Annotated in this window: 23 protein-coding genes, 2 tRNA genes and 1 pseudogene; 8 read left to right on the top strand and 18 right to left on the bottom strand. The window is 62.6% G+C overall.

Annotated features, from left to right (window positions below):
- The first annotated feature begins 138 nt into the window (after positions 1–138).
- A complete protein-coding gene (locus ACIPZ8_RS19480; protein WP_400726361.1) occupies positions 139–1,890 on the top strand; it encodes a hypothetical protein in 1,752 nt (583 codons plus the stop codon).
- 71 nt (positions 1,891–1,961) lie between these two features.
- Here the strand turns inward: ACIPZ8_RS19480 and ACIPZ8_RS19475 are convergent.
- From ACIPZ8_RS19475 to dapA, 5 genes are all read right to left on the bottom strand, one after another.
- Positions 1,962–2,051 (bottom strand) — tRNA-Ser (locus ACIPZ8_RS19475).
- Positions 2,052–2,142: 91 nt separating this feature from the next.
- On the bottom strand, positions 2,143–2,853 hold the full coding sequence (gene purC / locus ACIPZ8_RS19470) for a phosphoribosylaminoimidazolesuccinocarboxamide synthase (protein WP_011535129.1): 711 nt from the start codon (positions 2,851–2,853) through the stop codon (positions 2,143–2,145).
- Between the two features lie 29 nt (positions 2,854–2,882).
- Positions 2,883–3,641 carry an MBL fold metallo-hydrolase gene (locus tag ACIPZ8_RS19465; RefSeq protein ID WP_400726359.1) on the bottom strand — a complete coding sequence of 253 codons (759 nt, stop codon included), beginning with the start codon at positions 3,639–3,641 and terminating at the stop codon, positions 2,883–2,885.
- Positions 3,642–4,760: an outer membrane protein assembly factor BamC gene (gene bamC, locus ACIPZ8_RS19460; protein WP_400726357.1), complete on the bottom strand. Its 1,119-nt coding sequence runs from the start codon at positions 4,758–4,760 to the stop codon at positions 3,642–3,644.
- Between the two features lie 15 nt (positions 4,761–4,775).
- Complete coding sequence (gene dapA, locus ACIPZ8_RS19455; RefSeq protein WP_400726354.1) at positions 4,776–5,663, bottom strand: 4-hydroxy-tetrahydrodipicolinate synthase; 888 nt, start codon at positions 5,661–5,663, stop codon at positions 4,776–4,778.
- Positions 5,664–5,923: 260 nt separating this feature from the next.
- Here dapA and ACIPZ8_RS19450 point away from each other — a divergent pair, with 260 nt between their 5' ends.
- Together ACIPZ8_RS19450 and ACIPZ8_RS19445 are read left to right on the top strand one after the other, a co-directional pair.
- Positions 5,924–6,484 carry a glycine cleavage system protein R gene (locus ACIPZ8_RS19450; protein WP_013973793.1) on the top strand — a complete coding sequence of 187 codons (561 nt, stop codon included), beginning with the start codon at positions 5,924–5,926 and terminating at the stop codon, positions 6,482–6,484.
- An 11-nt stretch (positions 6,485–6,495) separates the two neighbouring features.
- The gene (locus tag ACIPZ8_RS19445; protein ID WP_400726351.1) at positions 6,496–6,969 is read left to right on the top strand and encodes a peroxiredoxin; all 474 of its coding nucleotides are present in this window, start codon (positions 6,496–6,498) and stop codon (positions 6,967–6,969) included.
- 34 nt (positions 6,970–7,003) lie between these two features.
- Here ACIPZ8_RS19445 and ACIPZ8_RS19440 read toward each other — a convergent pair whose 3' ends face one another.
- Both ACIPZ8_RS19440 and ACIPZ8_RS19435 read right to left on the bottom strand, forming a co-directional pair.
- Entirely contained in the window at positions 7,004–8,074 is a 1,071-nt protein-coding gene (locus ACIPZ8_RS19440; RefSeq protein ID WP_400726349.1) for an AI-2E family transporter, read from the bottom strand.
- A 19-nt stretch (positions 8,075–8,093) separates the two neighbouring features.
- Positions 8,094–8,333, bottom strand: coding sequence for a sulfurtransferase TusA family protein (locus ACIPZ8_RS19435; protein ID WP_159411714.1), 240 nt, complete (start codon positions 8,331–8,333; stop codon positions 8,094–8,096).
- 118 nt (positions 8,334–8,451) lie between these two features.
- Between ACIPZ8_RS19435 and ACIPZ8_RS19430 the strand changes: the two genes are divergently transcribed.
- Positions 8,452–9,888 (top strand): M48 family metalloprotease, encoded by a 1,437-nt coding sequence (locus tag ACIPZ8_RS19430; protein WP_400726346.1) that lies wholly within the window; start codon positions 8,452–8,454, stop codon positions 9,886–9,888.
- A gap of 88 nt (positions 9,889–9,976) precedes the next feature.
- On the opposite strand, the gene nadA is transcribed toward ACIPZ8_RS19430, so the two are convergent.
- Together nadA and ACIPZ8_RS19420 are read right to left on the bottom strand one after the other, a co-directional pair.
- The gene (nadA, locus tag ACIPZ8_RS19425) at positions 9,977–11,035 is read right to left on the bottom strand and encodes a quinolinate synthase NadA (protein ID WP_019472564.1); all 1,059 of its coding nucleotides are present in this window, start codon (positions 11,033–11,035) and stop codon (positions 9,977–9,979) included.
- A 215-nt stretch (positions 11,036–11,250) separates the two neighbouring features.
- Positions 11,251–12,759 carry a YdgA family protein gene (locus tag ACIPZ8_RS19420; protein WP_400726343.1) on the bottom strand — a complete coding sequence of 503 codons (1,509 nt, stop codon included), beginning with the start codon at positions 12,757–12,759 and terminating at the stop codon, positions 11,251–11,253.
- A gap of 451 nt (positions 12,760–13,210) precedes the next feature.
- On the opposite strand from ACIPZ8_RS19420, the gene ACIPZ8_RS19415 reads away from it, so the two are divergent.
- The 4 genes and pseudogenes from ACIPZ8_RS19415 (at position 13,211) to ACIPZ8_RS19400 (ending at position 17,751) form a co-directional block, all read left to right on the top strand.
- Complete coding sequence (locus ACIPZ8_RS19415; RefSeq protein WP_400726341.1) at positions 13,211–14,563, top strand: APC family permease; 1,353 nt, start codon at positions 13,211–13,213, stop codon at positions 14,561–14,563.
- A gap of 67 nt (positions 14,564–14,630) precedes the next feature.
- Positions 14,631–15,839: pseudogene (locus ACIPZ8_RS19410) on the top strand (HAMP domain-containing protein); the annotation flags it as partial.
- A 102-nt stretch (positions 15,840–15,941) separates the two neighbouring features.
- Positions 15,942–16,697 (top strand): methyl-accepting chemotaxis protein, encoded by a 756-nt coding sequence (locus tag ACIPZ8_RS19405; RefSeq protein WP_371263085.1) that lies wholly within the window; start codon positions 15,942–15,944, stop codon positions 16,695–16,697.
- A 94-nt stretch (positions 16,698–16,791) separates the two neighbouring features.
- Entirely contained in the window at positions 16,792–17,751 is a 960-nt protein-coding gene (locus ACIPZ8_RS19400) for a cation diffusion facilitator family transporter (RefSeq protein ID WP_400726339.1), read from the top strand.
- 91 nt (positions 17,752–17,842) lie between these two features.
- Here the strand turns inward: ACIPZ8_RS19400 and ACIPZ8_RS19395 are convergent.
- From ACIPZ8_RS19395 to tolQ, 9 genes are all read right to left on the bottom strand, one after another.
- Positions 17,843–17,918, bottom strand: a tRNA-Lys gene (locus ACIPZ8_RS19395).
- A gap of 61 nt (positions 17,919–17,979) precedes the next feature.
- The gene (queC, locus tag ACIPZ8_RS19390; protein ID WP_159411720.1) at positions 17,980–18,654 is read right to left on the bottom strand and encodes a 7-cyano-7-deazaguanine synthase QueC; all 675 of its coding nucleotides are present in this window, start codon (positions 18,652–18,654) and stop codon (positions 17,980–17,982) included.
- 16 nt (positions 18,655–18,670) lie between these two features.
- Positions 18,671–19,318 carry a 7-carboxy-7-deazaguanine synthase QueE gene (queE, locus tag ACIPZ8_RS19385; protein WP_400726336.1) on the bottom strand — a complete coding sequence of 216 codons (648 nt, stop codon included), beginning with the start codon at positions 19,316–19,318 and terminating at the stop codon, positions 18,671–18,673.
- 159 nt (positions 19,319–19,477) lie between these two features.
- Positions 19,478–20,293 (bottom strand): tol-pal system protein YbgF, encoded by an 816-nt coding sequence (gene ybgF, locus ACIPZ8_RS19380; protein WP_400726333.1) that lies wholly within the window; start codon positions 20,291–20,293, stop codon positions 19,478–19,480.
- Positions 20,294–20,299: 6 nt separating this feature from the next.
- Positions 20,300–20,797 (bottom strand): peptidoglycan-associated lipoprotein Pal, encoded by a 498-nt coding sequence (gene pal, locus ACIPZ8_RS19375; RefSeq protein WP_023381906.1) that lies wholly within the window; start codon positions 20,795–20,797, stop codon positions 20,300–20,302.
- A 55-nt stretch (positions 20,798–20,852) separates the two neighbouring features.
- Positions 20,853–22,133, bottom strand: a complete 1,281-nt coding sequence (tolB, locus tag ACIPZ8_RS19370) for a Tol-Pal system beta propeller repeat protein TolB (protein WP_152955760.1) — start codon at positions 22,131–22,133, stop codon at positions 20,853–20,855.
- A 17-nt stretch (positions 22,134–22,150) separates the two neighbouring features.
- Positions 22,151–23,227, bottom strand: coding sequence for a cell envelope integrity protein TolA (gene tolA, locus ACIPZ8_RS19365; protein ID WP_085675676.1), 1,077 nt, complete (start codon positions 23,225–23,227; stop codon positions 22,151–22,153).
- The gene (gene tolR, locus ACIPZ8_RS19360; protein WP_008090221.1) at positions 23,227–23,679 is read right to left on the bottom strand and encodes a protein TolR; all 453 of its coding nucleotides are present in this window, start codon (positions 23,677–23,679) and stop codon (positions 23,227–23,229) included. Before tolR ends, tolA begins: the two co-directional genes overlap by 1 nt.
- Positions 23,680–23,693: 14 nt before the next feature.
- Positions 23,694–24,389 carry a protein TolQ gene (gene tolQ / locus ACIPZ8_RS19355; protein ID WP_054883398.1) on the bottom strand — a complete coding sequence of 232 codons (696 nt, stop codon included), beginning with the start codon at positions 24,387–24,389 and terminating at the stop codon, positions 23,694–23,696.

Below are 24,389 nucleotides of genomic sequence, written 5' to 3'. Positions count from 1 at the left end.
AGTTCGGTATTCCAGGTCGAGCCGTTTATTCGATATCCGTATCGCTCCGTAGTTATTGCACAGGCCTTTGTGCAATACGAGCCCTGTGTCGGTAGATCGAATGCTTGCAAAGAGGCTGGCAGCATTTCGGAGACCATTATGAGCACACCTGCAGGATTCAAAACGTCAGCAGCAGTCCCCGCTCAAACGCGGCTCGGCACGCTGTTCGCTCGCCCCGCACTGCTTGCCGGGGCAGTAGTCGCTGCACTGGCATTGGGTATTGCCGGGCCTGGCGATGCCTGGGCCAAGGGCGGGACCGACAAGCCGGTCAAGGGGACGCCATCACCGTTTACAACGCCTACGCTACCTGACCCGATTTTCGTCGATCCCTTGGCCATTCACGGCTTCGACATCACCGGTTTCATTCAGGACATGAGCGTCGACAGCAGCAACAGCAACTGCCCGAATACCAGTAACCCGAACCGCCTGGGCGGTACTGTAGTGGTCAACGGCACAACGATTACCGTGCCCTGCAACTCGGTCATCCAGATGCCCGCCAATACACTCACCTGGGCAGAGTTCGTACAGGGCGGCCCGCTGGGTCTTAAACAACTACCGGCCACTTACCCATCATTTGAAGTGCATGTTGTCGGCAATACCGTCGCCGGCAAACAAATTGCCGGGTTGATCTTTGTCTCCCAGCAATCGGCCCAGGTCGGCAGCGGTTACATCAGCAGAATCGACCAGACCACCGGGAACATAGAAGTGACGAGTACCAACTCGCCGCAACCGACCGTCTTGCAGATCAACGACCCCAACGGGCGTTTCGGCCGGGCCCAGAGCCCCGATGCGCGTTTCTCGGTGGATGACGCCAACCCGACCATTCACTCGGCCACGGGTTACCCGATGTGCGTCCCGCGTACCGGAGACGATCCGCTCTGCCCACAGAAAAACCGGCCAAAAGTGGTCACCCCGACCACCACCAACAACTGCCGCAACTTTGCCCAGGCCGGCGTGGCGCTACCTGCATCGGGCGAATTGACACCACCGAAGGCAGGCCAACTGTATTGCAGCCAGTTCGTCATGAAGCGCTTCAGTGACCCGACCCGGACCGCAACCGACCCAGACCCGACGCAACAGGTACCGTTTGAAGTCGGCGACTTCATCACCTACTCCGGCACGCTGTTCAAATCGACCACTGCCGGTGTGCCGGACTTCATTTCGGCCCACACCATCGAGGCCAACGTCGGCATCTATACCCAGCCGGGCAGTCAGCCCAGCTACCTGGCCATTGGCGAGTTCGGCGTCGGCACAGCTGACCCGGCTGCAACAGCGGTAAACGGTGCAGCCCAGGAAACCCAGGACCGCATCTTCCTCGAAGCCGAGACGACCGACGTCAAGACGCCGGTGGACATCTACCTAATCGATGTCGATCCTGCCACCGGCGTACAACGCAACCGCTGGATCACGCCGTTTGAAATGACCGGCGAATGTGACCCTGCCACCGTGCTGGCGGCCACCTGTGCCGGCGCTTCCGGCGGGATCACCACGCAAAACGTAGGCCCGCAGCCACAGCGCGCACGGTTGCGCGCGTCCAAGGCACCGACCGGCCTGCTCAGCCAGCCAAGCCGTACCTTGCGGGTGGTCGCTCGCTCACTGTGCGTACCCACCAACACTCTCCCGCAACCGGGTGTCGATAGCTGCCTGCAGAACGCCGGCCGCCTGACCGTGGCCAACGGGCTGACTGCCGGCCAGTACGTGGCACCGGTGTTCGAGTTCATCTTCCCGGAAAACGTCAAGCCAGGGGACGAGGTTGTGCCCAATGACTTCTGGCACCTGCCGTTCCTGCGCAATGGCGAAGGCAGCACCACCCCCACCGGGGTCGGCGCGCTGGAACCAACGCCTTGGTGAGCTTGAGCGAGCAATAAGAACCAGAAACGAAAAAGCCCCGCAGACTTTAATCTGCGGGGCTTCATCTTGTATGGCGGAGAGATAGGGATTTGAACCCTAGGTACTGTTGCCAGTACAACGGATTTCGAATCCGTCCCGTTCGACCACTCCGGCATCTCTCCAATGCCGCGCATCATACCAGCGTTTTCTTGAAAGGCAAACTTTTTTTCAAAAAAAATCGCGTGGTATCAGGCGCTTGCGTGAACGCGCAGCTTACAGCGGCACGCCCAGGCGCTTGGCAACTTCTTCGTAGGCTTCGATCACGTCGCCCAGACCCTGGCGGAAGCGGTCCTTGTCCATCTTCTTGCGGGTTTCCTTGTCCCACAGGCGGCAGCCGTCCGGGCTGAACTCGTCACCCAGGACGATCTGGCCGTGGAATACGCCGAACTCCAGCTTGAAGTCGACCAGCAGCAGGCCGGCGTCATCGAACAGCTTGCTCAGCACTTCGTTGACCTTCAGCGACAGCTTCTTCATCTCGACCAGCTGCTCGGCGGTGCCCCAGCCGAACGCAACCACGTGGGATTCGTTGATGAACGGGTCACCCTTCTCGTCGTTCTTCAGGAACAGTTCGAAGGTGGACGGCTCCAGCTTGATGCCCTCCTCCACGCCCAGGCGTTTGACCAGGCTGCCGGCGGCGTAGTTGCGCACCACGCACTCGACCGGGATCATGTCCAGCTTCTTCACCAGGCACTCGTTGTCGCCCAGCAGCTTGTCGAACTGGGTCGGCACGCCAGCTTCTTCGAGCTTCTGCATGATGAAGGCGTTGAACTTGTTGTTCACCATGCCTTTACGGTCCAGCTGTTCGATGCGCTTGCCGTCGAACGCCGAAGTGTCGTTACGGAACAGCAGGATCAAGCGGTCGGCGTCGTCGGTCTTGTAAACCGATTTGGCCTTGCCGCGGTAGAGTTCGTCGCGTTTTTCCATGATTGGGCTCCGCTTGCTGAGGTGTTGGGCTAGGCGATTTCGCGCCAGTCGAGCCCGTGTTCCTGATTCGCCACCTGGAGCCAGTCCGGGTCGCACCCAAGGGTGTCGACGAAGCACTGGCGGGCCAAGTGTGGCAGGTTGTTCTTGCTGCTGAGGTGGGCCAGCACCAGATGCTGCAGGTTGTTCCAGCCCAACTCTTGCACCAGGCGCGCGGCCTGGTGATTGTTCAAATGCCCTTGCATGCCACCCACCCGCTGCTTGAGGAAAGCCGGGTAGTGGCCACGTGCGAGCAGGTCGCGGCAGTGGTTGGCTTCGATCAGCAGTGCGTCCAGGCCCTGGTAGCGCTCGAGCAGCAGCGCATCGTACGAACCCAGGTCGGTGAGCATGCCAAAACGCCGCTTGCCGTCGCTGAACACGTACTGCAGCGGCTCATAGGCGTCGTGTTCGACCCGCGCCGCGCTCACGTCCAGGCCACCGATCTGCAGCCGCTCGCCACAAGCGAGAAAACCGGCCACCTCCACCGGCTTGCGCATGCCGCGCAATGTGCCTTGGCTGAGGTAGACCGGTACATTGTAGCGCCGCGACAGCAACCCCACCCCATGCACGTGGTCGGCATGTTCGTGGGTGACCAGCACGGCGCTCAGTTGTGCCGCCGACACCCCGAGCAGCGCCAGGCGCCGCTCGGTTTCACGCAGTGAAAAGCCGCAATCGACCAGGACGAAGGTGTCACCACTGGCGATCAGCGTGCCATTTCCCTGGCTGCCGCTTCCGAGTACCGCGAAGCGCACTTAGCCCAGGTGGTCCTGAATGGCGCTCAGCACGCGGCGGGCGACATCGGCCGGGGCCACGGTGTTGATGTTCTTCTCGACGGTAACCTGCACGCTTTCGCCGACCTTGCTCAGGCGTACCTGATAACGCTCGGCACGGGCCTCACGCTCTTCCTTGGTCGGCTCGCTGCCGAACATGCGGCTGAAGAAGCCAGGCTCGTTGTGCTTGTCTTCAGGCTTTTCCGACAGGTTGATGTAGTACAGGCCCAGGCTGCGGTTGATGTCCTCGACACGCCACTGGCCGCTCTGCTCCAGCGCACGGCCCACGCCGGACCAGGCACGGTCCAGGTCCGAACCGAGGAACAGCACCGGGTTGCCGCTGCCGTCTTCGCTCAGGCTGACACGGCTAGGGGCGTCGAAGTCACGCGCAGCCAACAGCGATACCGAACCGCCCTTCTCGGCGCTACGGCTCATGCTGGCCAGCATTTCGTCGACCAGCAGCGCGTCGGCGCCGGTGTTGGCCGAAGTGGACGGGAACGCGGTATCGGCGGTGCTGCCGGCCGGGCGCTCGACGCTGACGATGTACACCTCGGAGGTGTTGCGCTGCACGCCAGGCTCGATGCGCACACGCACTCGCACTTCGCTGTCGCCACTGCTGGCAGTGCTCGACAGACGCTGACCGAGCGATGCCGACAGTTCATCGAAGCGCTGCCAGGTGGTGTTGAATTCACCGGTCTGCGGGCGCTCTTCAGCGATGCGGAAGCCGTTGTCCTCGAAGAACTGGTGCGCCACCGGCCACACTTCGGCCGGCGAGTGCTGGGCCAGTACCCAGCGGCTGCTGCCGCTGCGCTGCAGGGTGTAATCGCTGGCTTCGGCGCCGGCGGTCAGCGGTTGCGGGCGCGGCACTTCGAACTCGCCAGTGGCGTGATCGTCGGCGACATTGCGCGGGATCGGCAGCAACGGGTCAAGGCGCTTGGCCTTGCCGGCGTCCGGCGGCAGCTGCATCGGCGCAGTCGGGTGCGCCTGCAGGTAATCGCTGCCGCGGTCGCGGAAATAGCCATCCTCGCCCCACAGCCAGCCACACCCACTGGTGCTGGAAATGATCAGGGCGAGTGCGGAAAGACCAGCCAGTCGCTTCATGCGGTGTACTTCCTCTTAAACCAGTACGCCGGACTGGCGCAAGGCAGTACGGACTTTTTCGTGGCAACCTTCGCTCAGCCAGGTCAGTGGCAGGCGAATGCCTTTGTGCATCAGGCCCATTTCCACCAGCGCCCACTTCACAGGGATCGGGTTGGCTTCGCAGAACAGGTCCTTGTGCAGCGGCATGAGTTTTTCGTTGATTGCGCGGGCCTTCTCGGCATTGCCCTCAAGGGCGGCCTCGCACAGGTCGGCCATTTCGCGCGGGGCGACGTTGGCCGTGACGGAGATGTTGCCCTTGCCGCCCATCAGGATCAGCTCGACGGCGGTCGGGTCATCGCCGGACAGGACGATGAAATCCTTGTCGACGCCATCCAGGATGGCCTTGGCGCGCGCCAGGTCGCCGGTGGCTTCCTTGATGCCGATGATGTTCTTGACCTTCGACAGGCGGATCACGGTCTCGGCTTGCATGTCGCAGGAGGTGCGGCCAGGAACGTTGTAGAGGATCTGCGGAATGTCGACGGCTTCGGCGATGTGCTTGAAGTGCTGGTACAGCCCTTCCTGGGTCGGCTTGTTGTAGTACGGCACCACCAGCAGGCAGGCATCGGCGCCAGCGTTCTTGGCGTTCTGGGTCAGGTGCACGGCTTCGGTGGTGGAGTTCGCACCGGTGCCAGCGATGACCGGGATCGGCTTCTTGCTGTGCTTGACGCGCTCGACCACATGCTTGATGACCAGGATGTGTTCTTCGACATCCAGCGTGGCCGACTCACCGGTGGTGCCGACAGCGACGATCGCATGGGTGCCGTTTTCCAGGTGGAAGTCTACAAGTTTGTCGAGGCTGTCCCAGTCCAGACGCCCTTGTGCATCCATGGGTGTGACCAACGCCACCATACTGCCCGCAATCATGTAACTGCTCCTGCCGGAAAAAGAGAGCGGTAATGGTACTGGGGGCATCGGCCTTGCACAAGCGAAGCAGGCGGGCGGAGCATTCCCCTCGGCGCCTTATTTCGCTACCCTTGATCCTTTGATCGGTGCAGCGCGGCCCGCCGGGCCGTCGACCCTGCTCCCCGGCCAGCGTCCACGTCCTCGCATGCGAGCCCCGGGCCCTGCCGACAGGAGGCTTTCGCCCGTCCTGCACCGACCGCTCATCGCTTTAGGAATGCTGCATGTCCACCCCCACCGTCCGCGAACAATTCCTTGTCATCAGCGCCCTGGGCCCCAACCCCATGGAGCTGGCCAACGTCCTCAGCCGCGCCGCCTTCGAAAACCGCTGCGCGGTGGTCACCTCGCGCCTGAGCCGCCACGGCGAGACCAGCGCCCTGGTGCTGCAGGTAGGCGGCAGCTGGGATGCCCTGGCGCGCCTCGAAGCCATGCTGCCGGGCCTGGGCAAGAAACACGGCCTGACCCTCGACGTGGTGCGCAGCGCCGACCAGGAAGTGCGCCCGCAGGCCCTGCCCTACGTGGCCTATGTCAGCGCCGCCTACCGCCCGGACATCATCAACGAACTGTGCCAGTTCTTCCTCGACCACCGCGTCGAGCTCGAAGCCATGACCTGCGACACCTACCTGGCGCCGCAGACCGGCAGCAGCATGCTCAATGCCCAGTTCACCGTGATCCTGCCGGCCGGCACGCAGATCAGCTGGCTGCGCGACCAGTTCCTGGACTTCGCCGATGCCTTGAACCTCGACGCACTGATCGAGCCGTGGCGTCCACAGAACCCCATGTAAGGAAACCGACCATGGCAGTAGCACTCGACCAACCCGTCGCCGACTTCCAGGCCCAGGCCACCAGCGGCCAGACCGTCAGCCTGGCCGAACTCAAGGGCCAGCAGGTGGTGGTGTACTTCTACCCGAAGGACAGCACCCCGGGCTGCACCACCGAAGGCCAGGGCTTCCGCGACCAGCATGATGCCTTTGCCGCCGCCAATACCGTGGTGTTCGGCGTGTCGCGCGACGGCATCAAGTCGCACGAGAACTTCAAGGCCAAGCAAGCCTTCCCGTTCGAGCTGATCAGCGACAAGGACGAGGCCCTGTGCCAGCTGTTCGACGTAATCAAGCTGAAGAAGCTGTATGGCAAGGAATACATGGGCGTCGACCGCAGTACCTTCCTGATCGACAAGGACGGTGTGCTGCGCCAGGAATGGCGTGGTGTGAAGGTGCCCGGGCATGTGGATGCCGTGTTGGCGGCTGCACAGGCCTTGAATAAAGGCTGAAATCGATTGGGGCTGCTTTGCAGCCCCAGTTGCATCAAAGCATCGGTGAGACGCTAGGCTCCTGCCTGGGCCAGGCATCCAGCACGGCCTTGATCAAGGTCGCCAGCGGGATCGCGAAGAAGATCCCCCAGAACCCCCAAAGCCCACCAAACAGCAGCACTGCGCAGATGATCGCCACCGGGTGCAGGCTGACTGCCTCGGAGAACAGCAACGGCACCAGCACGTTGCCGTCCAGCCCCTGGATGATCGCGTACACCGTCATCAGGTAGATGAACTGGTCACCCCAGCCCCACTGGAACAGCGCGATCAGCGTTACCGGCACGGTCACTACCACGGCCCCCACATAGGGCACCACCACCGACAATCCCACCAGCAGCGCCAGCAACGCGGCGTAGTTGAGCCCCAGACTGATGAAGGCGATGTAGGTGGCAATCCCGCAGATCAGGATTTCGATGCCCTTGCCGCGGATGTAGTTGGCGATCTGCCGGTTCATCTCGCTGCCCACCCGGTTCAACAAGGTGCGCTGACGCGGCAGGTAGCCACTGACCCAACGCCCGATCAGCTCGCGGTCCTTGAGGAAGAAGAACACCAGGATCGGCACCAGCACCAGGTAGATCATCGCGTTGACCAGCAGCGGCAGGCTCGACAGCGAGAAGGTCAGCGCCCATTGGCCGAACTTGCCGATTTCGCCTCGTACCGACTCGATCGCATGCAGCACCTGCTCGTCCGAGACCAGGTGCGGATAACGCTCAGGCAGCAGCAGGAGCAGCGACTGCCACTTGCCGAGCATCCCCGGCAGCTCGTTGAACAGGGTAATCAGCTGGTGCCAGAGCAGCGGCACCAGCACCAGCAGGAACACCGCCAGCGCCCCCATGAACAGGGCGAACACCAGCGTCACCGCCAGCCGGGTCGGCACGCGCACGCGCTCCAGGGCATTGACCAGGCCCTGCATCAGAAACGCCAGGACCATGCCCGCCAGCACCGGCGCGAGCATGCCTCCGAGGGTGAGCACCGCGGTAAAGGCGAGGAACAGCAGGACCGCCAGCACCACTGCTTCCTCATCGGAGAAGTAGCGCTCTATCCAGTCGCGAAGCACTTTGAACATTGACGATCCTTGGGTTGGCTCAGGCCTTGCGGAGCCAGTAGGTATAGGTACCGGCCTCGGCCGTTTCTTGCAGCAGGGTATGACCGGCAAGCTGGGCGAAAGTGCGAAAATCGCGCTGCGAACCGGCGTCGGTGGCGATGACTTTCAATATCGCCCCGCTGGCCAGGCGGTTGAGCTCCATCTTCGCCTTGAGCAGCGGCAACGGGCAGTTCAACCCGCTGGCATCGAGTTCAGCGTCGCAGGTCAGGGTGTCACTCATCGGGCGCGTCTCCAGGCCGTGGCGGATAATCTTGGGTAAAGCTCGGTAGCATACCGCCACTGGTCGGCTCCGCGCGACCCGGCTACAGTAAGGCTTTTTGATCGACGCGAGCTTCTGCATGAATCTACTGCGCCCCACCCTGCTGACGCTGGCCTGCCTGATGGCCCTTCCCGGTCATGCCGACGACCTGCCGTCACTGGGCGACGCCAGCTCCGCAATCGTCTCGCCGAAACAGGAGCACGACCTCGGCCGCGCCTGGCTGAGCCTGTTGCGCGGCCAGGTCAACCAGCTCAACGACCCACAGCTCAAGGATTACGTCGAAACCACCGTGTACCGGCTGGCCGAAACCAGCCAGCTGCAGGACCGGCGCCTGGAATTCATCCTTATCGACAGCCGCGAGCTCAACGCCTTTGCCGCACCTGGCGGCATCGTCGGGGTCAACGGTGGCCTGTTCCTCAACGCCCAGACCGAAGGCGAGTATGCGTCGGTGCTGGCGCACGAACTCGCGCACTTGTCGCAACGCCACTTTGCCCGTGGCGTCGAGGCCCAGCAGCGCATGCAGCTGCCGATGATGGCGGCACTGCTGACCGGTATCGTGCTGGCGGCAGGGGGTGCCGGCGATGCCGGCATCGGCATGATCGCCGGCACCCAGGCAGCGGCCATCCAGGAGCAACGGCGCTTCTCGCGGCAGAACGAACAGGAAGCCGACCGCGTCGGCATCCAGAACCTGGAAAAGGCCGGCTACGATCCGCGCAACATGCCGACCATGTTCGAACGCCTGGCGCGCCAGTATCGCTACGATGCCAAGCCGCCAGAATTCCTGCTGACTCACCCGGTGACCGAGTCGCGTATCGCCGACACCCGCAACCGCGCCGAACAGGCGCCCAAGGGCGGCGTCGAGGACAGCCAGCGCTACCAGCTGATCCGCGCCCGTGTGGCACTCACTTACGAGGGCACCCCAGGCCTGGCAGCCAAGCGCTTCCGCGCCCAGCTCGACGAAGACCCGAAACTGGACGCTGCACGCTATGGCCTGGCCCTGGCACAGATCAAGGGTGGCCAGCTCAACGAAGCGCGGGAGAACCTCAAGCCGTTGCTGGCCAAGGCGCCCAACGACATCACCTACAACCTGGCGCAGATCGACCTGGACATCACCAACAACCGCCTGGCCGACGCGCAGCAACGCGCCGAGCGCATGCAGGGGCTGTACCCGGGCAACTACCCGCTGAAACAGGTGCGTGCCGACCTGCTGGTCAAGCAGAACAAGCCGGCCGAGGCGGAGAAGGTGCTGGACGACCTGCTCAAGAGCCGGCCGGATGACCCGGACGTCTGGTACGACATGGCTGAAGTGCGCGGGTTGTCGGGCAACACCATCGGCCTGCACCGGGCGCGCGCGGAGTACTTCACCCTGGTGGGGGATTTCGACCAGGCGGTACAGCAGCTGGATTACGCCAAGCGCCGTGCGGGCAGCAACTTCCCGCTGGCGTCGCAGATCGACCAGCGCCAGCGCGAGATCCTGGAACAGAAGCGCATGGTTCAGGAAATGATGGGGCGCTGATAATTTGGGGGCGCTTTGCGCCCCTTTCGCGACACAAGGCCGCTCCTACCAGGGGACGCGATCGCCTGTAGGAGCGGCCCCAGCGATTTCAGGCGTTACCGGAGAGCTTCAGGCGAGCAGCCTGGGTAAAGTCCAACATGCGGTTCAACGGCTTGATCGCCTTCGGCACCAGCGCCGGGTCAACGAAGATCTCGTTGCTGCCGTTACGCAGGCAATCCAGCACCCGCTCCAGGGTATTCATCGCCATCCACGGGCAGTGCGCGCAGCTGCGACACGCCGCGCCGTTACCGGCGGTCGGCGCTTCGACGAATTCCTTGTCCGGGCACAGCTGCTGCATCTTGTAGAAGATGCCGCGGTCGGTGGCGACGATGAAGGTCTTGTTCGGCAGGGTCTGCGCCGCCTTGATCAGCTGGCTGGTGGAGCCCACCGCGTCGGCCAGCTCGATCACCGCTTCCGGCGACTCCGGGTGTACCAGAATGGCGGCATCCGGATACAGCGCCTTCATGTCGGCCAGCTGGCGCGACTTGAACTCTTCGTGAACGATGCAGGCACCGTCCCACAACAGCATGTCGGCACCGGTCTGCTTCTGGATGTAGCGGCCCAGGTGCTGGTCCGGGCCCCAGATGATGGTTTCACCGTTGTCCATCAGGCTTTCGACGATTTCCAGCGCGCAGCTCGAGGTCACCACCCAGTCCGCCCGCGCCTTCACCGCAGCGGAGGTGTTGGCATACACCACCACGGTACGCTCGGGGTGCTGGTCGCAGAAGGCCGAGAACTCTTCGACCGGGCAGCCCAGGTCGAGCGAGCAGGTGGCCTCCAGGGTCGGCATCAGCACGCGCTTTTCCGGGGTGAGGATCTTGGCGGTTTCGCCCATGAAACGCACACCGGCGACGATCACCGTCTCGGCCGGGTGGTTCTTGCCGAAGCGAGCCATTTCCAGCGAGTCGGACACGCAGCCGCCAGTCTCTTCGGCCAGCGCCTGGATGACCGGGTCGCAGTAATAGTGGGCCACCAGCACGGCATTCTGCGCTTTCAGCTCGGCAGCGATGGCCGCACGGTATTCGGCCTCCTGCTCGGCGGTCAGCGGATTGGGCTGCTTGGCGTCAAGGTGGGCCTGAACCAACAGGCGTTCGGAAATCTGGGTCATGATCGCTGGACCTGCAGGCGCGCGTGCGCGTCAAATCGAGTGTATCACCCGGCCCTGGCAGATCGGCTAGGGGTGCCGGACGGCAGGCGTGCCGCCACGGCCCTCTGCGGGCGCGGATTATTATCGGACGCCGAAGGCTACAGACAATCAAGGGAATTCAAAAGCGGTTTTTGTGATGCCTGTGCCGGCGCGAAGAGGCCAGCACAGGCTGAACATCAGCCTTGCGGCTGCATGGCGGCAAAATGCGCCGCCAACAGCATGGCGAATTCTTCGACGGTCATCTTCTTGCCGTTGAAGTCGACCATGCCATCGGCATAGTGCAGGCTCGACACCACATCGTTGCCCTGTACGGTGGCCATGCCGCTCTGCACCGCCATCATGCCGACCATCTCCCCTGCCTGGCTCGATTGCGAAGCAATTGCCTGGGCATCGGTCTGCCCTTCCAGCAGCGCTTGCAAGGTCGCCAGGTCGCCGATCATCGGCTTGGACAACGACAGCTTGCTCTTCACCTCGGTGATCAGTTGCTTGCTCAGCTGGTCAGGCGGCAGGTCGAACGAGGTCGGGCTGGCGAAATCCATCGACAGGTCGAAACGGCTCTCGCCATTGGCAGTGCGGAACGCCAGGTTCTCGATGGCCAGCTTGGGCCTGGAGGCCAGCAGCTGTTGAAGGTCGCCGTGGAACCTGGCTTTTTCCGCCTCATCCATCGGGATTTCCGGCACCGGCTGGCCGGCAGCCTGAGCCGCCTCGAACTCCGGCAGGTGGGCCTGGTACCACTGCGACAGCGACTGCAAGGCCGGAGCATTGAGCGACTTGACGGTCACACCCATCTGCGCGTTACCGACTGCGCGGCCATCCCAGGTGATGTCTGCTACCCGGTAATCCACGCGGCCACCCACGGTGTCCGGGCCATCGAGGGTTTGCAGGAAGTTCTGCTCAAGGCCCTTGAGCACCAGCACCTGCTGCTTGTCACCCAAGGTCGCCCTGGCCTCGGCCAGCAGCAGGTCGACATTGCCGACGTACACCGCGTCATGCTTGCTGGCCGCCAGGTTGCCACCCACCTTCAACCCCGAGAGCTCGAAGGTGGCCGGCGCATGGTCCTCACCGACCAGCTTCATCACGAAGCGATCCGCGCTGCCGTGGAACTTCGACGCCTTGCCATCCTGATCACCGCTGACCTCCAGCGACATCCCCGAGAAATCCAGGCTACTGCCGTCGGCCTCGGTGCGCTTGAGCGGTGCCACAGTGATGTTGCTGTCGACGTTGCCCGAGAAGCCCAGGCTGGTGTGTGCGCTGATCGGCGACTGCTCTCCTGCGGCTGCGAACCACGGCGCAGTGAGGTCATCCTTCTGCAGGCTGCTGCTGCTCGCGGCCAGCACCGGCACCAGTTTCAGTGCCTTGACCCGCGACCACGGGAACGGGCCGTGCTCGATCTGGTCGGTCATGCCGAGGTCGAAACTGACCACTTCGCCGTGGCCAAGGTTGATGTCCCTGGCCTTGAGCCGGTACTGCGCAGTACTGCTGAAGAATTGCCGATCGAGTGAAACCAGCTCGACGGTCATGCTGCCGCCATAATTGGTCAGGGCCTTCTTGAGCTGTTCGTTGCTGCGACTGACGGCGTTGTCCAGCTCCGCAGGCAGCTGCTTGCCGGTGTACCAGGCGCCAGCGGTGGTCACGACGGCGATGGCGATGGCCAGGCCGGAAAGGATGCCTACTGATTTCTTCATGAATAGAACCGATCGATGTCCATATGGGCGGGGTGCAAAAGGATATCACCGCGGTGACAGGCTGGTGATGGCGCCTGGGCAGAAATGGCGGATTTGGGAAATGTCCGACAATCCATCAGATCGTTAATTTTTACGAACATCCAAGTCGATCGAAACCGCAAAAAAACGCGCAAAAACCGAACATTCAGGCCTTTTAACCGATAAATATTTCAATTTCGCAACATCTTGTCATGTTTAACTTGACGCCTCCCTATCAATCGTTTTTTATTTTCACCACCTCGCCCAGCGCCCGATCCACGAAGAAGAAAAAGTCGCGCCGTCATGATGCTCGGATGCCCCTGCCCGCACGCTTCAACCTCCTCGCCAAGGCACTGCCAGCCTGACGTCGGCGCCTAGCACGCGCCTATCTCTGCTCCAAACAAAAAGGTGAACAACATGGAGCCACACCAGCATGCAGCCTGACCACAACGCCACCGGCAACGGCCAATTCCGTAAATCCCTGCGCCTCTGGCACGTGGTCATCATCGGCTTGGCGTACCTTACGCCAATGACCGTGTTCGACACGTTCGGCATCGTGTCCGGCGTGACCTCCGGCCACGTTCCCAGCGCCTACCTGCTGGCCCTGGCCGGCGTTCTGTTCACCGCGGTGAGTTACGGCACGCTGGTCCGCCGTTTCCCGCAGTCCGGCTCCGCCTACACCTACACCCAACGTGCCATCAACCCGCATGCGGGCTTCCTGGTCGGCTGGTCATCGCTGCTCGATTACCTCTTGCTGCCCATGGTCAACGCGTTGCTGGCCAAGCTTTACCTCTCGGCCATGTTCCCCGAAGTACCGGCATGGGTGTGGGTGACTGGCTTCGTCGCCCTGATCAGCGTGATCAACATGCGCAGCATCAACCTGGTAGCGCATTTCAACCTGCTGTTCGTGGTGGTGCAGCTGATGATCATGTCGGTGTTCATCTACCTCTGCGTCCGCGGCCTGGGCCAGGGCGAGGGGCTGGGCACCACCTGGAGCCTGACGCCGTTCGCAGACTCGCAGACGCAACTCAGCGCCCTGGCGGCTGGCGCAACCATCCTGTGCTTCTCGTTCCTGGGCTTCGACGCAGTCACCTGCCTGTCTGAAGAGACCAAGGACCCGGGCAAGATCATCCCCCGTGCGATCTTCCTCACGGCCCTGATCGGCGGCGTGGTGTTCATCCTGGTGTCGTACTTCATGCAGGCCTACTTCCCGACCAATGCACGCTTCCACGACCCGGAAGCGGCCCTGCCGGAAATCGCCCTGTATGTCGGTGGCAAGCTGTTCCAGTCGATCTTCATTGCCTGCACGGTGATCAACACCATCGCCTCGGGCCTGGCTTCGCAAACCAGCGTGTCGCGCCTGCTGTACGTGATGGGCCGCGACAATGTGATCCCGAGCGGCGTGTTCGCCCGCCTGCATCCGCGCTACAAGACCCCGGTCGTGAACATTGCCGTGGTCGGCCTGATCGCCCTTTCGGCAATTTTCTTCGACCTGGTAACCGCCACCTCGATCATCAACTTCGGCGCGCTGGTAGCGTTCAGCTTCGTCAACCTGTCGGTGATCAACCACTGCTACCTGCGCGAAGGCAATCGCCAGGGGCTGGCCAACAAGATGAAGTACCTGGTACTGCCGACCATCGGCTTCTGCATCATTGCCAAGCTCTGGCTCGACCTCAACGAGAATTCGCTGATCTTCGGCGGCCTCTGGGCACTGGCGGGCCTGCTGCACCTGGCCTGGCTGACCAAGGCCTTCCGCGTCGCGCCACCGAACTACGTCGCTGAATGACACTCGCCACCGACAACGCCCGCGCCTGAACGCGGGCGTTGTTCCTTGTTCGAAAAGGAACGTCCCGATGCCGCTACGTCGCCTGTCCATCCAATGGAAGATCACCTTGCTGGCCGGCCTGTGCCTGCTGGCCATCGTCGCACTGCTGGTCGCCACCTCGCTGACCCAGGCCCGACGTAGCGCGGCCCTGGTCAACCAGGCCAGTACCGAAATGCTCGAACACAGCGCGCGCCTGCGCCTGCAGGCCCACGCCGAGACCCAGGCGCTGCGCATCCAGCGCTACTTCATGGACGCCTACCAGTACGGCAACGGCTTCGCCCGCCTGGTACAGGTGCTCAAGGCCAAGGGCGGCCTCGACCTGCGCGCCGAATTGACCCGCCAGGCCCACGCCAGCCTGGCCGGCAACCCGGACGTGATCGGCCTGTACCTGGTGTTCCAGCCCGATGCGCTCGACCACCTGGATAACCAGTTCATCGGCCAGGAAACCAGTGGCAGCAACGAAAGCGGGCGCTTCTCGCTGTATTGGTCGCAACCTCGCCCAGGCACCCTGGAGCTGGAGGCGATGCCCGAATCGATGCTGAACGACAACAGCCCTGGCACCAATGGCCTGGCCAGGAACCGTTGGCTGACCTGCCCGCAGGAAACCGCCAGGGCCTGCGTGCTCGAGCCTTACCTCGACGACGTCAATGGCCGCCAGGTACTGATGACCAGCATCGCCCTGCCCCTGCTGGAAAACGGCAAGGTCGTCGGCGTGGTCGGCCTGGACATCGGCCTGGACAACCTTCAGCAACTGAGCCTGGATGGCCGCCAGGAACTCTTCGACGGCCAAGGCCAGGTCAGCATCGTCAGCGCAGCCGGCCTGCTCGCCGGCCACAGCCGTGACGCCAGCAAGCTGGGCCAGCCGCTGGACAAGGAGGTGGATCAGGGTCTGCTGCGCGTGACACGGCCGTTCGCGCCGATCCCTGACGCCACCCCTTGGCAAGTACAACTGGAACTGCCGGAAGCGGTGCTGCAAGCGCCAGCCCTGGCCCTCAACCAGCGCCTGGACAGCCATAACCAGAGCGCCAACCTGACCAGCCTGTTGATCGGCCTGGGCGCCGCCATCATCGGCCTGCTGCTGGTCTGGCTGACCGCGCGTGGCGTTACCCGGCCGATCCTGGCCGTGGCCGCCCGCCTGGAAGACATCGCCAGCGGCGAAGGTGACCTGACCCGCCGCCTGGACTACGCCCGCCAGGACGAACTGGGCCAGTTGACGGGCTGGTTCAACCGCTTCCTCGACAAGCTGCAGCCGGTGATCGCCCAGGTCAAAGGCTCACTGCTCGAGGCCCGCGGCACCGCCGACCAGTCCGCAGCCATCGCCAGCCAGACCAGTAATGGCATGCAGCAGCAGCAACGGGAAATCGAACAGGTCGCCACCGCCGCCAACGAGATGAGTGCCACCGCCCAGGATGTCGCCCACAACGCTGCCCAGGCGGCCCAAGCCGCACGCGGCGCCGACCAGGCCAGCCGTGAGGGCTTGCAACTGATCGCCAGCACCCGTCAGACCATCGACCAGCTGGCAACCGGCATGAACACCGCCATGGACGAGGCCCGCGCACTGGAACACCGCAGCGAGCAGATCGGTTCGGTGCTCGAGGTGATCCGCGCGATTGCCGAGCAGACCAACCTGCTGGCCCTCAACGCCGCCATCGAAGCCGCACGCGCAGGCGAGGCCGGGCGTGGCTTTGCCGTGGTCGCCGACGAAGTGCGCAGCCTGGCCCAGCGCACCCAGGTGTCGGTGGAAGAGATTCGCCAGGTGATCGAAGGGCTGCAGCAAGGCACCCAGGACGTGGTCGGCGCCATGCATGAAGGCCAGCGCCAGGCCCAGGCCAGCGCCACGCGCATGGAGCAGGCACTGCCCGCGCTGGAGCGCATTGGCGAGGCCGTGGCGGTGATCAGCGACATGAACCTGCAGATTGCCTCGGCGGCCGAGGAACAGAGTGCCGTGGCCGAGGAAGTGAACCGCAATGTGGCCGGGATTCGCGACGTGACCGAGTCGCTGTCGGGCCAGGCCGATGAATCGGCGCGGATCAGCCAGGCCCTGAACCGACTGGCCAATCAGCAACAGGCGTTGATGGAACAGTTTCGCGTCTAGCCTGTAAGGGCCAATTCGCCTGCTTCGCGGGTCAAGCCCGCGAAGAGGCCGGCATAGCCAACACAGCAACATCGTTATTTACCGAGCAAAACACATGCAAACTGCAACCCGAACCTCATTCTTTGACATCACCAGCGAACAGGGGTTGTTACGCACCTCGATCGCCGTCACCCTGTTCATCGCCACCATCGGCATCGGCTTCGGCCTGGCCTCCGGCTCGTTCTCGATCGTCTTCGACGGCGTCTACTCGCTGGTCGATGCCAGCATGAGCGGCCTGTCGCTGGTAGTGGTCAAGCTGATCACCTCCCACGCCACCAGCCTGCAACTCTCGCGCAAGCTGCGCGAACGCTTCACCATGGGCTTCTGGCACCTGGAACCGATGGTCCTGGCACTCAATGGCATCCTGCTCAGCGGCGTCGCCATATACGCGCTGATCAACGCGGTGAGCAGCCTGCTGCAAGGCGGCCGCCACCTGGAGTTCGGCATCGCGATGGTCTATGCGCTGCTGACCGTCGTCGCCTGCGCGACCATCGCCGTGGTCGAGAACCGCGCCAACCGCAAGCTGAAGTCGGACTTCGTGCGCATGGACGTCAAAGGCTGGGTGATGTCGGCCAGCATCACCGCCGCGCTGCTGATTGCCTTCTGCTTTGGCTACGCGGTGCAAGGTACACAGTGGGAGTGGGTATCGCCGTACATCGACCCGGCGGTACTGGCATTGGTGTGCCTGGTGATCATTCCGCTGCCGCTGTCGGTGGTGCGTCAGGCGCTGTCGGAGATCTTCCTGGTGACACCAGGCGACCTGAAGCTGCATGTGGACGAAGTGGCGCGCGCTTTCGTGGCGCGGCACGGCCTGCAGTCATACAGAGCCTATGTGGCCAAGGTCGGGCGCTCACGGGAGATCGAACTGTATTTCATCGTGCCGAAGACCATGGCTGCAAAGACCATCGATGAATGGGATGCGTGGCGCAATGAAATCGGCGATGCGGTAGGCGGCGAAGGGCCGGATCGCTGGATTACCGTGGTGTTTACCGGGGACCCGGAGTGGGCTGAATAATCAGGAGGGGCGCCCTGCGCCCCGGCACCGGCCAGCCATGAACGACAAAGCCCGCGGCCATGACTGGTTGCGGGCTTTGCCTTACTGCATATGGTGGGTCGTGTAGGATTCGAACCTACGACCAATTGGTTAAAAGCCAACTGCTCTACCAACTGAGCTAACGACCCGTTGGATGGCGCGTATAATACTGATTTTTAACGGGAAATCAACACCTGAGCCAACCTTTTGTCAGAAGTAGCGAGTCGGGTCTTCTACACCTGCAGCCTTGAAACCATCAGCACGCAGGCGGCAACTGTCACATTTGCCACAGGCCTGGCCTTCATCGTTGGCCTGGTAGCAGGAAACCGTCAGGCTGTAGTCCACGCCCCGGGCAATGCCCGCCTGCACGATCTGCGCCTTGCTCATGTTCTGCAGCGGCGCCTGGATGCGGAAGCCCTGCCCTTCGACACCCGCCTTGGTGGCCAGGTTGGCCATGCGCTCGAACGCCTCGACGAACTCCGGGCGGCAATCCGGGTAGCCGGAATAATCCACGGCATTGACGCCGATGAAGATGTCGCGCGCTTCCAGCACTTCCGCCCAACCCAGGGCCAGCGAAAGGAACACGGTGTTGCGGGCCGGTACGTAGGTCACCGGAATGCCCTCGCCCGGGGTCTCCGGCACATCGATGCTGCTGTCGGTCAGGGCCGAACCGCCGATACCATCGAGGTTGAGGCCAATGACCTTGTGCTCGACCACGCCCAGGTCACGGGCAACGCGGGCGGCGGCATTGAGCTCGGCGCGATGGCGCTGGCCATAGTCGAAGCTCATGGTGTAGCAGCTGTAGCCTTCGGCCTTGGCCATGGCCACCACCGTTGCCGAATCGAGGCCGCCAGACAGCAGGATTACCGCGCGTTTCTCAGTCATCTCTTTCACTCCTCAATCAACGTCCGGGTTCGTCGTTCCACAGCAGCTTGTGCAGCTGCATCTGGAAGCGTACGGGCAGGTTGTCGGCGACGATCCAGTCGGCCAGATCGGTAGCACTCACCTGGTGGTGGCTGGGCGAGAACAGCACTTCGCCCGCACGTTCGGCCAGGTTGTACTGGATCAGCTTGGAAACCGCCCAGTCGTAGTCCTCGCGGGAACAGATGACGAACTTGACCTGGTCGTTGCGGGTCAGTTGCTCGATGTTCTCGTAGCGGTTGCGGTGCGACTCTTCCGACCCCGGGGTCTTGAGGTCGACCACACGGCTGACGCGCACATCGGTGCCCGAGATATCGAGGGCGCCGCTGGTTTCCAGCGAAACCTCGTAACCGGCATCGCACAGGCGCTGCAGCAGCGGCAAGGCGTTCGGCTGGGCCAACGGCTCACCGCCGGTGACGCAGACATAACGCGGCTTGAAGCCAGCCACCTGCTCCAGGATCGAATCGAGGGTGCGAAGGGTGCCACCCGTGAAGGCGTAGGCACTGTCGCAGTACTGGCAGCGCAGGGGGCAACCGGTCAGGCGCACGAATACCGTGGGCAGCCCAGCCGTTCGTGTTTCACCCTGCAAAGAGTAAAAGACTTCGGTAATGCGTAATGTGTCTTGCATGCTCGCCACGGGCGTGACAGCTAAACAGGCTGTCCGCCTCCGTCAGGCACTGTCGCGGACTCGACATGGCGTTATCCGCTACAGCGTGTTTATAAAAAAAGGGCCGTGATTCTAACGAAAAAACCCGCGACAGGCGCGGGTTTCTTGCAAAGGTGCAGCTTAGAGCTTCTGCAGGTCGCGTTGCGCCAGTTGCGCGGCGGAGGTGCCGGGGTACTGGGTGATGACCTGCTGCAGGATGCCCTTGACCTTGTCGGTGTGGCCCATGCGGCGCTCGACGTCAGCCAGCTTGTACAGCGAATCAGGCACCTTGCTGTGCTTGGGGTACTTCTGGCCGACCTGGGCGAAGGCCTGGCTGGCAGCGGGCAGGTCGCCCTTGGCCAGGTTCACCTCACCCAACCAGTACTGGGCGTTGCCGGCGTACTGGCTGTTCGGGTACTTGCGCAGGAAGGCGTTGAACGCCTGGCTGGCCTTGTCGAAATCCTTTTGCTTGATCTGGTCGAAAGCTGCGTCGTAGTAGAGCTTTTCTTTCGCCGGATCACCGGGCTCGCTGCTGGCGGCCGGCTGTTGTGCAGCTGCGCCAGCGGCGCCTGCTGCTGCACCGACGGCGGCATTGGATGCACCACCGGTGGAGGAATTGTCGGGGGTCGCGGCAGGCGCGCCACCACTGTTGATGCGACGATCAAGATCCTGGTAACGCTCCAGGTTTTCCTGCTTCATGCGCGACACATCGTTTTGCAGCTCTTCGATGATGCCTTGCTGACGGGAAAGTTGATCCTGCATCTGTTGCAGCTGCATGAACAGCTGGCCCTGTGCCGAGGCAGGGGTCGAAGCCCCTGCGCCGGCATAGGCGCCGCTCGTGCCATAACCGGAAGGTGGGTAAGCACCCCCGTTGTCATCAACTACAGGAACCGCAGCCCACGCCGAAAGCGGCAGGCTGAGTGCGAGGACGGTTACAGCACGACGGCACATACGCATAAGAACTTACTTACGCAGTTCTACGCGACGGTTCTGAGCCCAGGACTGCTCGTCGTTGCCGGTGGCAACTGGACGCTCTTCGCCGTAGGAGACCAGTTCCAGCTGAGCAGGGGAAACACCCTGCAGAACCAGGTAGCGCTGAACGGCTTTCGCACGACGCTCACCCAGAGCCATGTTGTACTCGCGGGTGCCGCGCTCGTCGGTGTTGCCTTCCAGGACAACGCGGTTGCCGTTGGCTTTCAGGTCCTTGGCGTGAACGTCCAGAGCGCGCATGGCTTCTGGCTTCAGGTCCGAGCTGTCGTATTCGAAGTAGAAGGTGGTGATTGCGCGCAGGGCAGCTTCTTCGCTCAGGGAGCCGTCAACAGCGCCAGTGTTGGCACCGTAGCCAGCGTTCGGATCAACAGCGCCTTCACCAGCGTTGTCACCGCCTTTCGAGGAGCAACCTACAGCTACGGCCATGGCCAGAGCCAGCGCAGCAAATTTACCAAACTTCAGCATTTCCATCGTGAAACTCCTAATGAAACCCCAGTGTGTTAAGCAAAAACGTATTACGCCGCAATCAGTTCAGGTAAGGGGACCAGGACGGTTCTCTGACTTCGCCTTGAGCGGTAGGAAGTGGGAGCCTCACACGGCCGTTAAGCGACACGAGCATCAAGACTCCCCGGCCCTGCTGGCGGGTGGCGTAGATTAGCATGGTGCCGTTAGGCGCAACAGTGGGCGACTCATCAAGACTCGTTTCCGAGAGAATCTTTACACTTCCGCGTTGCAAGTCCTGTGCCGCCACCTTGAAGTTGGTGAAACCCTGCTGACGATGAATCATGACCAGGGTCTTTTCGTCCGCCGACAGTTTCGGGTTGGCGTTGTAGTTACCCACGAACGTCACGCGCTCGGCACCACCACCACTGACCGACTGCTTGTAGATCTGTGGCTTGCCGCCACGGTCGGAGGTGAAGTACAGGGTGTTGCCATCCTTGCCCCAGAACGGTTCGGTGTTGATGCCTGGGCCTGCGGTAACGCGGCTGATCTGGCGCGAAGCCACGTTCATCACGTAGATGTCCGGGTTGCCGTCCTTGGACAGCACGAACGCCAGGCGCGAACCATCAGGCGACCAGGCTGGCGCGCCGTTCAGGCCTTCGAAGTTGGTCACCTGCTCGCGGCGGCCGGTATCGATGTTCTGCACGAAGATGCGCGGGCGCTTCTGCTCGAACGAAACATAGGCGATACGCTTGCCATCCGGCGCGAAGCGTGGCGACAGGATCGGCTCACGCGACTGCAACAGGGTCACTGCACGGGCACCGTCGTAGTCCGAACGCTGCAGGGTGTAGCGGGTGTTGTTGGTGGAGAAGCGCTCGGCCGTCACATACAGCATGCGGGTAGAGAACGCGCCCTTGATGCCAGTAAGCTTCTCGAACGACTGGTCGGCAATGTAGTGCGCCATGTCGCGCAGCTGGTCGGTGCTGCCCGCCACGCTACCGGTCAGCACTTGCTGCTCGGTGGCGACGTTGAACAGCGCGTACTGCACCTGCAGGCGACCGCCCGACGGCACGATGCTGCCAACCATCACGTACTGGGCACCCAGCGCTTTCCAGTCACGGAAGATGACTTCGCTGGCCTGGGTAGGCTGGCTGATCATGTTCTGACGCGGAATCGGCGAGTAGTAGCCCGAGTTGCGCAGGTCGTTGCCGATGATGTCGGCCATGTCTTCTGGCAGCACACTGCCACCCTGCAGACCAAACGGCACTACCGCGATGGGCGTGGCCCGATCGCTGCCGCTGGTGACCAGGATGTTCTTTTCCTCTGCCATGGCCATGCCAGCCACGCAGCAGAGCATGACCAGCATTCCTCGAAGGAGTTTAATCACAACGCTAGATCCTCAGGTGTAAATGTCATCTTGAACGAACGATAACGATTGAAATCGCTCGGCTTCATACCCTGCATTTCGGTCAAACGACCAATGTTCTTCACTGCTGCCACCGCCGAACTGTCGAACGGACCGTCGCCACTGGACTTGATCACGCTGACACCGGTGACGGTGCCGTCCGGCAACATGTTGACCTGCAGGGTCACCGTCATGCCCTTACGCGCGGAAGGCGGACGTGCCCAGCCCTCGGCCGCGCGCATACGGATCAGGTCGTCGAAGTCGCCGGCCACCTGGTCACCCTGCTCGTCAGCCAGAGCCTGCTGCCGCTCGGTGGTGTCGGACAACAGCTCGGCCAAGGCCTGAGCTTTCTTGTCTTCCGCCGACTTGCGGGCCGCTTCCTGTGCCTTCTTCTTCTGAGCATCTGCAGCGGCCTTTTTCTTGGCCTCTTCAGCTGCCTTCTTCTTCGCCTCCTCGGCCGCCGCTTTCTTCTTGGCGTCCTCGGCTGCTTTCTTCTTCGCGTCCTCGGCGGCCTGCTTCTTGGCCTCCTCGGCTGCTTTTTTCTTGGCTTCTTCCTCGGCCTGCTTCTTCGCCTCTTCCTCGGCCTTCTTCTTGGCGATGTCGGCCTGCTGCTTCTCGGCGGCCTTCTTCGCCTCTTCGGCTTTCTTGGACTCGGCGGCTTTCTTGGCTTCGGCAGCTTTCGCGGCTTCCTCGGCCTTCTTGGCTTCGGCGGCCTCGCGTGCTTCCTCAGCCTTTTGAGCGGCGTCGGCTTTCTTTTGTTCCGCGGCCTTGATGGCCTCCTGCTCGACCTTTTTCTGCTCCAGCTGCTCGACTTCGGTCTGGCGCGAAGCGGTTTTCTTCGCTTCCCCGGCAATCTTCTGATTGGTCTGGGTGGTCGCCTGGCTCTTGGACTTGAGCTGATACAGGGTAGCCTGAACGATCGGCTTGGAAGGCGGCAGTTCAGGCGTCATGGCAAAGCTGACGAACAGCAGGGCGAACACCAGCACATGCAGGCCGATGGCCCAGACACTGGGCCAGAAGTAGCTTTCCGAGGCGGATGGCTCTCGCTGTTGCATCAGGGCGCCTCGGTAATCAGGCCAACGTTACCGACACCGGCCTTCTGCAACCCGCCCATGGCACCCATGACGGCGCCGTAGTCGACAGCCTTGTCGCCACGAATGAAGACCTGGGTCTGCTTGCCCTGGTCGCGACCGGCGGCAATGATCTTGGTCACTGCGCTGGTCATGTCCGGCAAGGTCATGGCCTTGTCCATCTGCTTGTCGGTGTCGACTTCGCTGCCGAGGTTCCAGTAGTAGGTCTTGTCGGCCTTGATGGAGATGGTGAGGATCTGGACGTTGTTGTCCTGCGGCAAGGCTTCGCTGGAAACCTTGGGCAGGTCGACCTTCACGCCCTGGTTGAGCATGGGCGCCGTCACCATGAAGATGACCAGCAGCACCAGCATCACGTCGATGTAGGGCACCACGTTCATCTCGGCGACGGGCTTGCGTTTGTGGCGAACTCGGGCCATGGGCTTCTACCTGATTACTCTTCGCTGGTGTGCACTTTGCGGTGCAGGATCGCCTGGAACTCGTCGGCGAAGGTGTAGTAACGGCCGATCAGCACTTCGCTGCGCGCCGCGAAACGGTTGTAGGCGATGACCGCCGGGATGGCCGCGAACAGGCCGATGGCAGTGGCGACCAGCGCTTCGGCGATACCCGGGGCCACGGTGGCCAGGGTGGCCTGCTGGGCACTGGCCAAGCCGCGGAACGAGTTCATGATGCCCCACACGGTACCGAACAGGCCGATGTACGGGCTGGTCGAACCGACGGTGGCGAGGAACGGCAGGCTCTGCTCGAGCTTTTCTTCTTCACGCGAGATGGCCACGCGCATGGCACGCGCCACGCCTTCCATGACCGCGTCCGGGTCTACACCCTGCTGCTGGCGCAGGCGCGAGAACTCCTTGAAGCCGGCACGGAAGACCTGCTCCACACCGGAGTCCGGGTCCGGGTTGCTGCCTGCCTGACGATACAGCTTGGACAGGTCGATACCCGACCAGAAGCGCTCCTCGAAGGCATCCAGCGCACGACGACCGGCGCGCAGCATGGTGCTGCGCTGGAAGATCATGATCCATGAGGTGACCGAGGCGGCCACCAGAGTCAGCATTACCAGCTGTACCACCACGCTGGCATTGCTGACCAGACTCCACATGGAGGTATGGTCGACGACGTTAGCTTCCAC

Origin of the sequence: Pseudomonas sp. NPDC089422 (assembly GCF_044749405.1) — a bacterium.
Lineage (GTDB): Bacteria > Pseudomonadota > Gammaproteobacteria > Pseudomonadales > Pseudomonadaceae > Aquipseudomonas.
This window is presented reverse-complemented; position numbering and strand designations above follow the sequence as displayed.

Excerpts from the sequence above, each read along its gene's own strand:
- ACIPZ8_RS19420 (WP_400726343.1), bottom strand. The coding sequence starts at position 12,759 with ATGAAGAAATCAGTAGGCATCCTTTCCGGCCTGGCCATCGCCATCGCC.
- tolR (WP_008090221.1), bottom strand. The coding sequence starts at position 23,679 with ATGGCCCGAGTTCGCCACAAACGCAAGCCCGTCGCCGAGATGAACGTG.
- queE (WP_400726336.1), bottom strand. The coding sequence starts at position 19,318 with ATGCAAGACACATTACGCATTACCGAAGTCTTTTACTCTTTGCAGGGT.
- ACIPZ8_RS19435 (WP_159411714.1), bottom strand. The coding sequence starts at position 8,333 with ATGAGTGACACCCTGACCTGCGACGCTGAACTCGATGCCAGCGGGTTG.
- queC (WP_159411720.1), bottom strand. The coding sequence starts at position 18,654 with ATGACTGAGAAACGCGCGGTAATCCTGCTGTCTGGCGGCCTCGATTCG.
- ACIPZ8_RS19480 (WP_400726361.1), top strand. The coding sequence starts at position 139 with ATGAGCACACCTGCAGGATTCAAAACGTCAGCAGCAGTCCCCGCTCAA.
- ACIPZ8_RS19405 (WP_371263085.1), top strand. The coding sequence starts at position 15,942 with ATGCAGCAGCAGCAACGGGAAATCGAACAGGTCGCCACCGCCGCCAAC.
- tolA (WP_085675676.1), bottom strand. The coding sequence starts at position 23,227 with ATGCAACAGCGAGAGCCATCCGCCTCGGAAAGCTACTTCTGGCCCAGT.
- ACIPZ8_RS19415 (WP_400726341.1), top strand. The coding sequence starts at position 13,211 with ATGCAGCCTGACCACAACGCCACCGGCAACGGCCAATTCCGTAAATCC.
- ybgF (WP_400726333.1), bottom strand. The coding sequence starts at position 20,293 with ATGCGTATGTGCCGTCGTGCTGTAACCGTCCTCGCACTCAGCCTGCCG.
- purC (WP_011535129.1), bottom strand. The coding sequence starts at position 2,853 with ATGGAAAAACGCGACGAACTCTACCGCGGCAAGGCCAAATCGGTTTAC.
- nadA (WP_019472564.1), bottom strand. The coding sequence starts at position 11,035 with ATGACCCAGATTTCCGAACGCCTGTTGGTTCAGGCCCACCTTGACGCC.
- ACIPZ8_RS19400 (WP_400726339.1), top strand. The coding sequence starts at position 16,792 with ATGCAAACTGCAACCCGAACCTCATTCTTTGACATCACCAGCGAACAG.
- pal (WP_023381906.1), bottom strand. The coding sequence starts at position 20,797 with ATGGAAATGCTGAAGTTTGGTAAATTTGCTGCGCTGGCTCTGGCCATG.
- dapA (WP_400726354.1), bottom strand. The coding sequence starts at position 5,663 with ATGATTGCGGGCAGTATGGTGGCGTTGGTCACACCCATGGATGCACAA.
- bamC (WP_400726357.1), bottom strand. The coding sequence starts at position 4,760 with ATGAAGCGACTGGCTGGTCTTTCCGCACTCGCCCTGATCATTTCCAGC.
- ACIPZ8_RS19445 (WP_400726351.1), top strand. The coding sequence starts at position 6,496 with ATGGCAGTAGCACTCGACCAACCCGTCGCCGACTTCCAGGCCCAGGCC.
- ACIPZ8_RS19450 (WP_013973793.1), top strand. The coding sequence starts at position 5,924 with ATGTCCACCCCCACCGTCCGCGAACAATTCCTTGTCATCAGCGCCCTG.
- ACIPZ8_RS19430 (WP_400726346.1), top strand. The coding sequence starts at position 8,452 with ATGAATCTACTGCGCCCCACCCTGCTGACGCTGGCCTGCCTGATGGCC.
- ACIPZ8_RS19440 (WP_400726349.1), bottom strand. The coding sequence starts at position 8,074 with ATGTTCAAAGTGCTTCGCGACTGGATAGAGCGCTACTTCTCCGATGAG.
- tolB (WP_152955760.1), bottom strand. The coding sequence starts at position 22,133 with ATGCTGGTCATGCTCTGCTGCGTGGCTGGCATGGCCATGGCAGAGGAA.